Genomic DNA, 13361 nt, shown 5'->3' with positions numbered 1-13361 from the left:
ATGCTGAAATTTGAAAATGTCACCAAAGTATTCAACGGGCCGCAGGGAAAAGTAACCGCGCTGAACGATGTATCGTTCACCGTCAACTCCGGTGAAGTGGTCGCCATCCGCGGGCCGAGCGGATGCGGCAAAAGCACGCTGTTGCTGGCTGCCGGAACGCTTTTGAGACCGACGCAAGGTTCGGTTTCCATTGACGGGAATGATCCGTATTCACTCTCTCCGAACGACCGCAGTGCACTGCGGTCGGAGAAGATCGGGTTTGTCTTTCAGCAGTTCCATCTCGTTCCGTACCTCAGCGTACTCGACAACGTTCTGCTTCCTTCCGTGGTGAAGAAGGATTCCAGAAGCCATGACCGGGCGCAGGAATTGTTGGCCCGTTTCGGGATGGGACACCGCGCACATCATGTTCCGGCCCAACTCAGCATTGGCGAACGCCAGCGCACCGCATTGGCCCGCGCATTGTTCAATCGGCCAAAACTTCTTTTAGCCGACGAGCCGACCGGTAATCTCGATCCGGAGAACGGCGGGATTGTTCTCAACGCGCTGAAGGCCTTCGCAGACGAAGGCGGGGCGGTGCTGCTGGTGACACACGATGCTGCCGCTGCAGACTGCGCCACTCGCACGATGCAGATGACCGCCGGATCATTCCGGTAATTTAAAATTCGTGTTGAACGCCGAAGCGGAATTGCGCGCCGGGATTGTCGTAGCCGACGACGGTGGAATATTCCTGATCCAGCAGATTTTGCACGGAAACGTAGATGCGGGTATTCCGCTTTGCTCCGAAGCTGTAACCGGCGGTGGCGTTCAGATCGAGAAAGTCTCCCAGCGGATGGTACTGTTTATCCTGCGCGAACCGGTTGTTTTCGAAGGACGAAACATATTTACCGACCAGACTGAAATCGAACGGACCGTATTGCATGTAGGTTCCGCCGCTGAGAATCCAGTTCGGAATTTCCCGATAGTCCACATAGTCTGAACTTCCGATCGGCTTCAGCTGCGAGTCCATGGCCGTGGCACTGAAGAAGAGGGTGGCGATGCCGCCGATCGGCGCGGAACGGGTTTCAAACTCAAGACCGTACTGTTTGACATCCTGATTGTCGGAAAAATAGAACGTGTCGCCGGTTATCGTATTCGTTGCTGCCGAACCCGTTTTGGTGACGGCGTCTTTCCGCATGACATAAAAGCCGCCGAGTTTGACCATGCCTTTATCTTTGCTTTCAATCTGCACACCGGCGTCGTACATCACGCGCATTTCGTCGGCGAGGTCGGTGCCGTCTTTTTTCAATGCGCCGGGTTCTTTGGCCCGCTGACCTGCCGCCAGATGGTTGTAGAGCGAAACCTCGTCGGTGATTTTATATTTCGCGCCGAGCGTTCCGGTCAGTAGCGGATCGCCCCATTGGTTTTCAACGGTTGGAAAATCCCGACTGACGCCGCTGATGTCATAGCTGGCGCCGGAAAACTGATTGTAGTAGTTGCGCATGACCCGTACTCCGGCGTCCAGAGTCAGCTTGTCGAACCGGTGTTCGTCGGTCAGTACAGCGGCGCCGGTTTCAACATCCTGCGGCGCGCCGACATAAAAATCTTTTCCGTTCGGGCAGACCCAGCGGTTATAGACGCCGCCGAAGCGCAGCGTATTGGCCTCCGTCAGTTCCAGCGCCTGCATCAGTTGCGCGCCGTATTCATAGTCGCGTTCCAGCGCATTCTGAGCGGGAGTGGTGAGGTTGATGAAATTATAGGAGCGCGAGGTATAGTAACCGGAAAGTTCCGTCGAAGCCTTGGGTGACTCTTTGAAAACCGCTTTGCCGCCCGCTGAGTACGCATGGAACGGATCATATTTTTCAAGCCGGGTTTTGAGCGTGGTCTGCGCCGGGCCGTCCGGTTCCGGTGTCATCAGCTCGCGCGAGCCCTGCATGGCGATGAACTGACCTTCGAGATAAAGCTGATCGTTGGCCTGCACTCCGCCGTAACCGTAAACCGTTTGGGCCTGCTCGGCGGCGTTGCGTCCGCCGGGGCCGTCCGTACCGTTGGCGGTCGCGCCGACGGTGTACCAGCCGTTGCTCGTGGTGTTCCCGTTTGCGATGCCGGTACGCCAGGTGTTGAACGTGCCGATCTCGCCTTCGATCATCGTGGTCGGCTTATCATATTTTTTCGGCAGAACGTTGATCACACCAACAATGTCGGCCAAACCCATCAGCAGGGTGCCACTGGAGCGGACGATTTCGATGCTGCCGATTTGCGAAGCGGGCAGGGTGTAGGTCATATCGCGGGATTCACGCTGCCAGATGCCGTTCATAGCAAAGTCGGGATACGGATAAATCTGCCCGCGGAACGAGACGAAGCTTTTATTTTTGCGTCCGCGGGTTTCGGTGAGCACGCCCGGCGCGAATTTCAGCGCATCGCTCCACGTCGCGGCATCCTGATTTTTGATGTCTTCGCTATCGACAGTTGATGTCGCAATTTCCAGCGCGACGGATTCCGCCGCCGGGGTTGTGAGCAGATTACGAACCGGTTTGTCGGCGGAAACCGTTATTTTTTCACCCAAGAAAACATTGGTGTTTTCAGCGAATCCGGCAGCGGCACAGACCAGCACAGCACAAAACAGTTTTCTGAACATGAAGGGCACCTCTCCGTTTGGTTTTCCACCAATACGGTGAGGAAGTTAAATAAGGGACATCTTACGGTATTTTTCAGCGGAGGCTGCCGGAATAGCGCGGCGAGCAGTGGCAGATGCGGTCGTAGCGCTCCGGATTGAGAATAAAATCCTCCGGAACCGCTTTGCCGGAGGCAATGAAGCGTTCAGCACTTTCGATTTTTGCGGAGTGCGGGCAGAGCGGCAGAGCGCAGTTTTTATGCGTGGTCTGCCAGAGGAGGAATGTTCCCAGCCCGATGACTGCCAGCGCGGCTGCGGCACGAAGCGGACGGGGAATTGTAAACAGAATGAAGCGGCCGCGAAGCCGTTCCGCCGCGATCTCGCGGTGCAGACGGGCACGGACTTCAGCCAGTCCGTCGTTCCGGTTGTCCACGGATTCCTGTAAACGCTGTTCGGTTGTTTTCATGGTTCCGTCCTTCACTACGCTCTCTCGCCGTCCGGGGGGACAAATGTATCACGGAGTTTTTGCAGAGCCCGCTGTCCGCGCTTCTTGGCGGTGTCCTCAGTAATGTCCATCAGTTCCGAAATTTCCTGAAAGGAAAGGCCCTGCACATAGCGGTAAACCAGAAGCTCGCGATCCGTCGGCGGCAGTGCGGCAATCAGTTCATCAAAATCATTCCGTTTGTCTGACGGCGCATCGTCCGGGATTACAACGGACAGCGCATCCATTTTATCGCGGTGGCGCATTTCGCGCCGGACGAAGTCGGTGCAGATATTGCGCAGGATCGTATAGAACCACGGCGAAAATTTCCGTCCGTCGTATTTTTTCCGTTCGCGAACCATCCGGATAAACGTTTCCTGCACGGCGTCCTGCGCCAGCGAACGGTCAAAGATGCGGCTTCCGGCGATGGTCAGTGCCCGTCCGTAGTACCGATCCATAAGGACGTCGAATGCGGCGTCGTCGAGCGTATCGCGGAAACGCAGCATCAGCGCTTCGTCTGTGGCTGTAGGATCGGTGTGCGGCATGGAGGCAGACGGTGGCGAAAGCTGAATTTTTCCACAAGTAAAATGTCTTTTTTGTTCTCCGGGAAACGTATTAACTCAAAACAAGGAGAACGTGATGACAGGGAAACGAATTGTCTGGGCCGGATTGATACTTGCGGCGGTACTGGCTGCACTGCTTTTTCTGATTTCGAAACCGCACGAGACCGCCTCCGGCGGGAACCCGCTGCTGGTTTATTGCGCGGCCGGCGTCAAGCCGCCGGTTGTTGAACTGGCGAAGCGGTACGAATTTGAATCCGGCGTGAAGATTCAGATTCAGTACGGCGGTTCCGGCACGCTTCTCAGCAATATCGAAGTGTCCCGCAAGGGCGACCTCTACGTTGCCGCCGATCACAGCTATATCGAGCTCGCGGCGAAGAAAGGGCTGATTGCCGAAGTCCTTCCGCTGGCTTACCAGCATCCGGTCATTGCTGTGCCGAAGGGAAACCCGAAAAATATCCGGCGGCTGGAAGATTTGCTTCAGTCCGGCGTTCGCCTTGCGCTTGGCAATCCGGAATCCGCCTCGGTTGGTAAACAAACCAAACAGCTTTTGGAACGTGCCGGTATCTGGGATGCCGTGAAAAAACAGGTTGAGCAGAACGGAGTTTTTAAGCCGACCGTTCCGGATGTGGCCAACGATGTGAAGCTGGGCGCGGTTGATGCCGGAATCATCTGGGATGCCACGGCGGCGCAGTATCCGGAGCTGGAAGCGGTGAACGTACCGCTGTTCGATTCCGTGCGCGATGAAGTCAGTGTCGCGGTACTTAACTCCAGCGAGCAGCCGACCGCCGCGCTGCGTTTCGCCCGCTGGCTCAACAGCAAGATCGGAAACGAAGTGTTCAAAACGTGCGGCTTCGAGGCCGTTGACGGCGATGTCTGGGCCGCACATCCGGAGATTACTTTTTTCTGCGGATCGGTGAACCGCCGGGCTGTGGATGCCACCGTAAAAGAATTTGAACAACGCGAAGGCGTCACGGTGAACACCATTTATAACGGATGCGGAACCCTTACCGGACAGATGAAGGTCATTAAACAGAAAGAGGGCAGCGCGGGGTTTCCCGACGTTTACATGGCGTGTGACCGCTACTATCTCAACAACGTCCGCGACTGGTTTCAGGAAGATATCGACGTTTCCGACGCGGCTATCGTGATTGCCGTGCCGAAAGGAAATCCGAAAAATATTCAAGGCGTCGCCGATCTCACCAAAGAAAATATCCGCATTGCCGTCGGCCAGCCCGAACAGTGCACGATCGGCGCACTGACTCGCATCATGCTGGAGAAGATGAATGTGTACGGCAGTGTCATGAGCAACGTGGTGACGCAGACGGCGTCGTCCGCCATGCTGATACCGGCGGTGACGACCAAGTCGGTTGATGCGGCGATCGCCTATATCACCGACACCAAATCGGAAAGCGATAAAGTGGACGTGATCCGGATCGACTCGCCGTTTGCGATCGCCGTTCAGCCTTTCAGTGTGGCGTGTTCCAGCGAACATAAATTTCTTGGACGCCGCCTGTTCGGAAAAATCGCGGCGTCCGAAAAGCGCTTTGAAGACGCCGGATTCAACTTCCGGCTGAAAAAGTGACCAGACGGCCGATTTCCTTTTCGCGCTTTGCGGAAAAAACGCTACGATGCCGGTGAAATGACGCAGAAAACCAAAACGCGGACAGGACTTTCCGATTCGCTCTTTATCCTGTGCATGAGCGTTATCGGCGGCACGTATGTTCTTCTGATTATTCTGCTGCTGCTGGGCGATGCGGCCTACATGGTGCAGGGCTCGGACTGGCATAAATTCCTTTTCGAAAATCCGATTCTACGTGCGCTGGCCAAACCGGAAATCCGTTATTCGATTACGCTCAGCCTGATCTCCTGTACGCTTTCGGCCATTCTTTCCGTTTTTGTCGCCGTGCCGATCGGCTGGCTGCTTGCCCGCCTCAAGTTCCGCGGCCGGAATCTGGTGGATGCCGTTCTGGATATTCCAATTGTCCTGCCGCCGCTGGTGGTCGGGCTGAGTCTGCTCATCCTTTTCCAATTCTGGCCGTTCACCGCGAGGCTTCCGGGCATTGGGAAGTCACTGAACGAACTGATCGTTTATCAGGTGCCTGCGGTGATTCTGGCGCAGTTCGCTGTCGCCGCCGCGTTCGCGATCCGCACGATGAAAGCGACCTTCGACGGAATCAACCCGCGCTGCGAACAGGTTGCGCTCACACTCGGCTGTTCGCGGGCACAGTCATTTATGCGTGTGGCATTGCCGGAGGCGGGCCGGGGCATGCTCACCGCGTTTACGCTCGCGTGGGCCCGCGCCCTTGGCGAATTCGGCCCGCTGCTCATTTTCGCCGGAGCCACCCGCAATAAAACCGAGGTGCTTTCCACCACCGTCTTTCTCGAAATGAGCATTGGCGATCTGGAAGCGGCGGTCGCCGTTTCGCTCATCATGGTCTTTGCGGCAGTCGTCGTACTGCTCATCACCCGCATCTGGGGCTCAAGGGATGTGATGGTATGATCCGTATTGAAAATATAACGGTGCGCGCCGGCGGCTTCTCCATCGCGGAAGTCTCGCTCCATGTGCCTGCCGGTTGCTACGGCGCACTGATGGGCCGTACCGGCTCCGGCAAGACGACATTGCTTGAAGCCATCATCGGACTGAAGCCGGTCGAAAGCGGAAAGATTTTTCTGGCTGGGAATGACGTTACAAACGCCAGTCCGGCGGCGCGCGGCATCGGTTATGTTCCGCAGGACGGCGCGCTGTTTTCCACCATGACGGTGCGTGAGCATCTTGCTTTTGCATTGGAAATCAGGCACGAAAAACGCGAAGCCGTCGAACAGCGCGTACAGGAACTGGCCGAACTGCTCGGCATTACGCACCTGCTGCACCGCCGTCCGTTCGGACTGAGCGGCGGCGAACGCCAGCGCGTCGCGCTGGGCCGCGCCCTGTCGTTCCGTCCGCAGATTCTGTTGCTCGACGAACCGCTGAGCGCAGTGGACGAAGGGACGCGCAGCGAAATGTATGAACTGCTCCGGCGCGTACAGGTCGAAAGCGGCGTCACCGCTTTGCACATCACGCACAATCCGGTCGAGGCGCGTGAGCTGGCCGATGCGGTTTTTGTGTTGAAGGACGGAAAAATAACGCGAGAGGAGTCCTGAAATGGAACAGTGGTATCTTTACATCATCGCCGGACTGGCCGCCGGAATCCTGAGTTCCATGTTCGGAGTCGGTTCCGGCATTCTGATGATTCCGATTCTCACCATTGCCTTTGCCTTCGGCCAGAAAAGCGCGCAGGGCATGGCGCTGGCGTTGATGGTGCCGATGGCGCTGGTCGGTGCGCTCCGCTATTACTTCAATCCGGAAGTCGAAATGAATCTTAAACTGCTCGGCCTGCTCGCTGTCGGCGGAGTGGTCGGTGCCGTGATCGGGTCACAGATTGTTTTCGGAATTTCCGACGCGGTACTCAAACGGATGTTTGCCGTTTTCATCATTATCACCGGCATTCACATGTTCATGAAATCCTACTCCAACCCGGCTGACAAATCATCGCATGGACAGACCGTTGAAGATTCGTCGGATAAAACCGGTTAACACGAACCACGAAGCGGACGTAGCGGCATGCAAAGCATCCAATGAGCGAAAAACTAACCGTGCTGGACTCTCATTAGAACCTGTCCCGTCCATGGGGGCAGGTCAGTCGATTTCTGGAAAGGATGTCTCGGAATAAAATTGAACAGCTGATTGAAAACCGTAGGCTCGTATCCCATGGATCGAGACCCCCTTGGTTGTTGGCTTTTGACGAACGAACAATAAAGGAACTCTTTCGAGCCGTCTGGATTTTCAACTGTTTACCGGACACCCGTGCTATGAAATATGAATTGGGAGCATCGTGAGTGAATCATTCATGGATTGAAATTGATCTGGGACGCCTGAAGCAGAATGTGCGTGCACTGCGTTCTGCGATTCCTGCCGAAACGGCTGTGATACTGGTCGTCAAGGCCGACGCCTACGGGCACGGGCTGGTTCCGACGGCTAAAGCGGCCGCCGAAGAAGGCATCAACTGGTTCGCGGTCGCCTTCCTTGATGAAGCACTCAAGATCCGCGCCGCCCTGCCGGATGTGAATATTCTGGTGCTGGGACTGGTGATGCCGGAGCATGTCAGTGAGCTTTTAGAAAAACGGATTTTCCCGGTGATTACCTGTCTTGAACACGGTCTGGCATTGGCCGGAGCCGCACGCGCCAGAGGGATGGCGCTTCCGGTGCACCTGAAAGTGGACACCGGCATGGGGCGCCTTGGTGTGCAGTGGGACGAAGCGGGAGCCGTCGTCAACGCGCTGGACGAAGCGGGCGGTCTCGAATGGGCGGGCGTTTGCAGCCATTTTGCCCGGGTTGACCCGGATCAGCCGGATCATGCTTCGGCGCAGGCGGCGAAGTTCCATGACGTGCTGAACGTTTTGCCTTCTACGGTTTTTAAACACCTTTCGAGCAGCCGTGCCGCGCTCTATTTCCCCGATTGGGATCTGAACGGCGTTCGGCAGGGAATCGTTCTCTACGGGTACGGCGCGAACGATCCGAAAGGACGGTTCCAAACCAGGCCGATTTTGCAGTGGAAGGCGAGGGTGGTGCAGGTCAAAAAAGTACCGGCCGATTTTGCAGTCGGTTATTACGGCACCTACCGCACGGAGTATCCTACCCAGATTGCCACGCTGGCGGTCGGCTATGCCGACGGCTATAACCGCGCGCTGAGCAACAAAGGTGACGTGCTGATCGGCGGTCGGCGTTGTGCTGTGGTCGGACGTGTCAGCATGAACTGGATCACGGCGGATGTCGGTCTGGATGCCAGAGTGAAAACGGGCGACGAGGCGGTTCTGATCGGTGAACAGGGCGAGGAATCAATCTGGGCCGATGAACTGTCAAAAATCTGCCGAACCATTCCGTACGAAATTCTCACCAGCATTCATGCTTCGCTGGAGAGAAAATATATTTAGAGGGCGGAGGTTTCCGGCGGGAACTTTACAGACCTTTTCCGAACCAGCGGCGGGATGTGCCGATGATGATGCACAGTCCTGAAATGAAGATTCCCGAAACCAGAGCAATGGATCGGAAGCGCTGAATTTCCATATTATATTCCGCCGGTTTGAGCAGGATATAAACTGCAATTCCTACGGAGAGAGTCACAGCGGAAAGCCACCAGAGCCACGCATGCCGATTGGGTTTGATTGCGAACATCATACTGCTCACAGACTACCGTTTTGTGGTTTCTGTACAAGCAAAACCTTGTGACTGCCGAAGAGCTTCGTAGAGGACGATCGAAGCGGCGTTGGCAAGGTTGAGTGAGCGGACGTTTTCCAGCTTCATGGGAATGTTGAAAACATCATCCGGATGAGATTCGAGCAGTTCCAGCGGCAGGCCGCGGCTTTCGCTGCCAAAGATCAGACAGTCGCCGGGCCGGTATTCCGCCTCGGTATAGTTTCGATGCCCAGACGTGCTGAAGAAAATCTTCCGGTGTTTGGAAAAATCCGACTCGAATTTTTCAAGGTTTTGAAACCGGCGGATTTCAACGGCATCCCAGTAATCGAGTCCGGCGCGTTTTACCTCCCGGTCGGTCAGCCGGAATCCCAGCGGTTCAATTAGATTAAGAACGGTGCCGGTTGCAGCGCAGAGACGGGCGATATTACCGGTGTTCTGTGGAATTTCCGGCTCGACCAGCACGATGTTGAAGGGCGGGTTTGGCCAGCGAAAACTAATCTGGTGTCTTGGCCTCATGATTAAGTGGTGGAGGTAAGGAGGGTCGAACTCCTGACCTCTTGAATGCCATTCAAGCGCTCTACCAACTGAGCTATACCCCCACAAAAGGTCGAAAGAAGCTGGGTTTATACGTGATGTTTTTTGGAGTGTCAATAATCATTGAGCCTGCTAATTTTTCCCGGTGAAAAAGTTTCTCAAATTCATCATCGGTTTACTGCTTCTGCCGCTCTGCTGGGCCTGTTCCCGATCCGTTTTCAGTCTGCTCAGCGCACTCCCGACGGGGACTTCCGGCTGGACAGTCTGGGCACTGCCCGCCGGTTTCGTTTTATCGGTTATTGGATTTTTTCTTCTGCCGCGACCCTTCCGTACCTACGTGCTGGCACACGAATTGACTCATGCAGTCTGGGGAATGCTGATGGGTGCCAAGGTCGGAAAAATGAAAGTCGGGAAAACCGGTGGCCACGTCATGCTTTCCAAAAGCAATTTCATCATCTCGCTCGCGCCGTACTTTTTTCCGTTCTACACCGGACTGGTGATCGCGCTTTGGTATATCGCCGGAGCCTTTACCGACTTGCGTGCCTACGAACCGTGGTGGCTGGCGGCGGTCGGACTGACATGGGGATTTCATGTCACGTTCACGGTTTATATGCTGACCCAGCGCCAGCCGGACGTGCAGGAAAACGGGCGGCTGTTTTCCTATTCGGTCATCTATCTGGCCAACCTGTTTTTCGCGGCGGTTTGGATGATTGTAATCGGCGCGCCGACCTTTCGCGAAGCGGGAACCTCGGTGTGGACAGAAACTCTATCGGCTTATAAATGGGTATGGATGGCCCTGTGTTCCGGCTGGAGCTGTCTGAAGCCGATGCTACCGCAACGATAATCGCTCTGAGGAGTGGAATGATTGCATCGTTCAGGCGGCACACTTGGGATTTTATCTCTCGAACATTTCATACGCTAAGTGGTACGATGCGGGCCGCTAATGAGGGTGAGAATGAATTTTTTCAAATCCGTATTACTGATTTCCGTTGTGTGCCTTCTGATGCTTTTCGGATTGCGGCACCTCAGTTTGACTGGCAAGGAAAGCGCATCTCGGCCGACTTTAACTCAGGCGCGGTCGGTCGGGTTGGACTCGCCGGATCCAAGCCATGTTTCCGATGGCGCAGTGGAAATAAAACAAACCCGTCTTAGCGATATTCTTAATGGATCCGTTTTTCCGGAAACCGGGTCAGGACGGGTGAACGTGGATCAGCTGTCGGCAAAAATTGTTCTGGAACGGCGTGTGGCGGATATAGGGAACGGTGAGGTGCGGCGGTTATTCTTAGTGAACGGCGGCGGAAGTTATCCATACCATCGCATTGAGGAACTGGTGCGTTATGATGCCGCAAAGGACGCATACGTTGTTGTGCGCCAGACTCTGATCGTGGCCGACCATTTTATGGTCAAACTGCGGCCCGGCTGTACACAGGCCGAACTGGAGACGCTGAATGCATCGCTCGGCACCCGGATTATTTCAGACACAGGGTTTCCGGACATCTTTATGATTCAGCTTGCGACGCCTTCGCTGGACGGAGTTCCGGAAATGATGTCCGTGTACGAAAAAGAAACCAATCTGGTTCTGCGCACCTATGTCGATTCGATCGATTTCCCCTCAGCGATTCCGAACGATACGAACTGGGCTTCGCAATGGGATAAACAGCGGATTGCCTGTCCGGAGGCATGGGATAGCGGAACCGGCAGTACGAACATCATCATCGCCATCATTGACACAGGGATAGATCTCGACCACCCCGATTTGGCGGCGCACCTCTGGCGTAACCCCGGCGAAGCCGGAGCGTTAGCCACAAACGGTATTGATGACGACCATAACGGATACGTCGATGACTGGATCGGCTGGGATTTTGGACGGGGGGATGGGACAGTGGGTTCGGGCGATAACAATCCGGACGATAATGGCGACGCCGATTATGACGGTCGCTTCAGTGTCAGCGGGCACGGTACGCATTGCGCCGGAATTGCCGGAGCTATTGGCAACAACTCAAATCAGGTTGCGGGGGTTTGCTGGAACGTGGCCATTATGGCGCTGAAGCCTTTTGAGTATTTCCCAAGCTATACAAACATGCTTGTGATCTCAACCAAAGCGGTGCTGGCTATGAAATATGCGGCTGATAAAGGAGCCAAGGTCACTTCTAATTCGTATGGCGGGCCGGGTAGTGGAAGCAGTTATTATGAGGGGATCGATTATCAGAATGGCAAGGGAGTTCTGTTTGTTGCCGCTGCCGGTAATGACACGGCGAATAACGATGTAACAGCCTATCAGCCAGCGGGGGTTAATCTCCCCAATGTCATTGCAGTAGCCAACAGCACCAGTTCCGAGGTGTTGTCGGGCACGTCAAGCTACGGCGCAACCACGGTGGACATCGTCGCTCCGGGCAGTTTAATTTTAAGCACCGTGTCGGGTGGTGGTATTGCCACAAAAAGCGGAACTTCTATGGCCGCTCCGCAAGTGGCCGGGGCGATTGCATTGCTGTACAGCGCGAAGCCCGGGTTAAACTATTTAGACTGCAAACAGGCGCTGATGGATGGCGTTGATAAGTTTCCGGCCTATTCCGGAAAATGTGTATCCGGAGGACGCCTGAACGTCAGCCGTTCGCTGGATTTGCTTTATCCAATTAGAAAATATCCTTACAGCGAAAGTTTTGAAACCGGCTATGGACGCTGGAGTTATAACACAGGAAGTACGCCGTGGATCACCAATAGCGGGCCGACTCCATTACCCGGAACCGGCCCGTCGGCTGCGGCTGACGGGACGTACTACCTGTATGTACAAGGAGGCAACGCCTCAAAAACTGCAATATTGAAAACAACTTTCGACTTTCAAGCTCTGGTGAACCCCGAGATCAGTTGGTCGTACCACATGTATGGCGCGAACATCGGGCAGCTTTATCTTGAGGTCTCAACAAACGGGGTGTCGTGGGCCAATCCCCGGCTGCTTTTCGGTAATCAAGGAGATCAATGGTTTCGCACGAACGTCAGCCTATTGGCTTATGCTGGTATGACGAATGTACAAATCCGCTTCCGGTACTTTTTCAGTGAGTTTTTTGGACAGGAGGCGGAGACCGCGCTTGACCTGATATCGGTTGCCGAAGGCGCTGTAAGTAACGACTCCGACAATGACGGCCTGCCGAACGACTGGGAGACGCAATATTTCGGCGGGGCGACCAATGCCAACCCGAACGCGACTGCGTCCAACGGCGTCAACACGGTGCTCCAATGTTACATTGCCGGTCTTAATCCGACTAATGCAGCATCTTTCTTCAAGGCAACTGGATTGGAGAAAGACGGGGCAGGGAACGGCTTCGTTGTCCGGTGGAGCGCGGTTTCAGGCCGAGTCTATTCCGTTTATTCAGTCAGCAACCTGCTGAACAGTTTTCAGGGATTGGAAACCAATATAGCCTTTCCGCAGTCCAGTTACACCGATTCCGTATATCGCGCCGGACAGTTCTATAAAATCGACGTCCGGCTGGCGCAATAGATTTAAGCACCAAAAGGTACAGCCGGACCTTAGGGCGTATTCGCCCGTAGATCCGGCTTCTGAGTGTTAATAGCCGGATCCACGGCTTCGCCTGAGTTCCGGCAGTACCGGCATCTTGAAATCACTTTGAGTGGAATTGTTTCTCGCAAAGCGAGTTCGACAAGCTCACCGCAGGCCGCAGAGCCGCCGCATCCCTTGCGAAAGTGACGGGGCCAAGGAACGCCAAAAAAGGTTGTTTTCAGGACTCCTGCGCCTTCGCGTCTTGAGCGACCGCAGGGAGCGGGCCGACGACCCTTAATAGGTGAATGATACCAAGTTCGCATGATCTTCGGTATAGGAACGCCCGGTCGGGGACCGGGCCTTCTATGGAGTCTGTCAACCGCTTCTGCTTATAATCCATTCCTTTCTCTGTTTCAAAAGACTGTCCGGCTGATTTAAAAGTGCGTTCATTTCGACTGAACGAA

The 13361-nt window shown here is 55.1% G+C and carries 13 protein-coding genes and 1 tRNA gene; 8 read left to right on the top strand and 6 right to left on the bottom strand.

Annotated elements, in window-relative coordinates; translation table 11 throughout:
• A complete protein-coding gene (locus HOO88_07045) occupies positions 1-654 on the top strand; it encodes an ABC transporter ATP-binding protein (GenBank protein NOU36509.1) in 654 nt (217 codons plus the stop codon).
• Between the two features lies 1 nt (position 655).
• On the opposite strand, the gene HOO88_07040 is transcribed toward HOO88_07045, so the two are convergent.
• The 3 genes from HOO88_07040 to HOO88_07030 form a co-directional block, all read right to left on the bottom strand.
• Positions 656-2614, bottom strand: a complete 1959-nt coding sequence (locus HOO88_07040; GenBank protein NOU36508.1) for a TonB-dependent receptor plug domain-containing protein — start codon at positions 2612-2614, stop codon at positions 656-658.
• 73 nt (positions 2615-2687) lie between these two features.
• On the bottom strand, positions 2688-3056 hold the full coding sequence (locus HOO88_07035) for a hypothetical protein (GenBank protein ID NOU36507.1): 369 nt from the start codon (positions 3054-3056) through the stop codon (positions 2688-2690).
• 14 nt (positions 3057-3070) lie between these two features.
• A complete protein-coding gene (locus HOO88_07030) occupies positions 3071-3616 on the bottom strand; it encodes a sigma-70 family RNA polymerase sigma factor (protein ID NOU36506.1) in 546 nt (181 codons plus the stop codon).
• A gap of 94 nt (positions 3617-3710) precedes the next feature.
• Between HOO88_07030 and modA the strand changes: the two genes are divergently transcribed.
• From modA to alr, 5 genes are all read left to right on the top strand, one after another.
• Positions 3711-5216 (top strand): molybdate ABC transporter substrate-binding protein, encoded by a 1506-nt coding sequence (gene modA / locus HOO88_07025; protein ID NOU36505.1) that lies wholly within the window; start codon positions 3711-3713, stop codon positions 5214-5216.
• Between the two features lie 114 nt (positions 5217-5330).
• The gene (locus tag HOO88_07020) at positions 5331-6134 is read left to right on the top strand and encodes an ABC transporter permease (GenBank protein ID NOU36504.1); all 804 of its coding nucleotides are present in this window, start codon (positions 5331-5333) and stop codon (positions 6132-6134) included.
• A complete protein-coding gene (locus HOO88_07015; GenBank protein ID NOU36503.1) occupies positions 6131-6775 on the top strand; it encodes an ATP-binding cassette domain-containing protein in 645 nt (214 codons plus the stop codon). The genes HOO88_07020 and HOO88_07015 overlap by 4 nt, the downstream gene beginning before the upstream one ends.
• Position 6776: 1 nt before the next feature.
• Positions 6777-7208: a sulfite exporter TauE/SafE family protein gene (locus tag HOO88_07010; GenBank protein NOU36502.1), complete on the top strand. Its 432-nt coding sequence runs from the start codon at positions 6777-6779 to the stop codon at positions 7206-7208.
• A 302-nt stretch (positions 7209-7510) separates the two neighbouring features.
• Entirely contained in the window at positions 7511-8605 is a 1095-nt protein-coding gene (gene alr / locus HOO88_07005) for an alanine racemase (protein ID NOU36501.1), read from the top strand.
• A gap of 25 nt (positions 8606-8630) precedes the next feature.
• Here alr and HOO88_07000 read toward each other — a convergent pair whose 3' ends face one another.
• From HOO88_07000 to HOO88_06990, 3 genes are all read right to left on the bottom strand, one after another.
• Positions 8631-8849, bottom strand: a complete 219-nt coding sequence (locus HOO88_07000; protein NOU36500.1) for a hypothetical protein — start codon at positions 8847-8849, stop codon at positions 8631-8633.
• 12 nt (positions 8850-8861) lie between these two features.
• Entirely contained in the window at positions 8862-9383 is a 522-nt protein-coding gene (locus tag HOO88_06995) for a tRNA (cytidine(34)-2'-O)-methyltransferase (protein NOU36499.1), read from the bottom strand.
• Between the two features lie 7 nt (positions 9384-9390).
• Positions 9391-9466, bottom strand: a tRNA-Ala gene (locus HOO88_06990).
• Positions 9467-9546: 80 nt separating this feature from the next.
• On the opposite strand from HOO88_06990, the gene HOO88_06985 reads away from it, so the two are divergent.
• Both HOO88_06985 and HOO88_06980 read left to right on the top strand, forming a co-directional pair.
• The gene (locus HOO88_06985; protein ID NOU36498.1) at positions 9547-10245 is read left to right on the top strand and encodes a hypothetical protein; all 699 of its coding nucleotides are present in this window, start codon (positions 9547-9549) and stop codon (positions 10243-10245) included.
• Positions 10246-10527: 282 nt separating this feature from the next.
• On the top strand, positions 10528-12897 hold the full coding sequence (locus tag HOO88_06980) for a S8 family serine peptidase (protein ID NOU36497.1): 2370 nt from the start codon (positions 10528-10530) through the stop codon (positions 12895-12897).
• Positions 12898-13361: the final 464 nt, after the last annotated feature.

Source organism: Kiritimatiellaceae bacterium (assembly GCA_013141415.1).
Taxonomy (GTDB): Bacteria; Verrucomicrobiota; Kiritimatiellia; order Kiritimatiellales; family Tichowtungiaceae; genus Tichowtungia.
The sequence above is the reverse complement of the archived record's forward strand: the minus strand, read 5'-3'. Positions and strand labels throughout refer to the sequence as shown.

Bases quoted from the DNA above. Each gene is read 5' to 3' on its own strand.
- HOO88_07010 (NOU36502.1), top strand. From the start codon at position 6,777: ATGGAACAGTGGTATCTTTACATCATCGCCGGACTGGCCGCCGGAATC.
- HOO88_06995 (NOU36499.1), bottom strand. From the start codon at position 9,383: ATGAGGCCAAGACACCAGATTAGTTTTCGCTGGCCAAACCCGCCCTTC.
- HOO88_07020 (NOU36504.1), top strand. From the start codon at position 5,331: ATGAGCGTTATCGGCGGCACGTATGTTCTTCTGATTATTCTGCTGCTG.
- HOO88_07040 (NOU36508.1), bottom strand. From the start codon at position 2,614: ATGTTCAGAAAACTGTTTTGTGCTGTGCTGGTCTGTGCCGCTGCCGGA.
- HOO88_07045 (NOU36509.1), top strand. From the start codon at position 1: ATGCTGAAATTTGAAAATGTCACCAAAGTATTCAACGGGCCGCAGGGA.
- modA (NOU36505.1), top strand. From the start codon at position 3,711: ATGACAGGGAAACGAATTGTCTGGGCCGGATTGATACTTGCGGCGGTA.
- HOO88_07035 (NOU36507.1), bottom strand. From the start codon at position 3,056: ATGAAAACAACCGAACAGCGTTTACAGGAATCCGTGGACAACCGGAAC.
- HOO88_07015 (NOU36503.1), top strand. From the start codon at position 6,131: ATGATCCGTATTGAAAATATAACGGTGCGCGCCGGCGGCTTCTCCATC.
- HOO88_07030 (NOU36506.1), bottom strand. From the start codon at position 3,616: ATGCCGCACACCGATCCTACAGCCACAGACGAAGCGCTGATGCTGCGT.
- HOO88_07000 (NOU36500.1), bottom strand. From the start codon at position 8,849: ATGATGTTCGCAATCAAACCCAATCGGCATGCGTGGCTCTGGTGGCTT.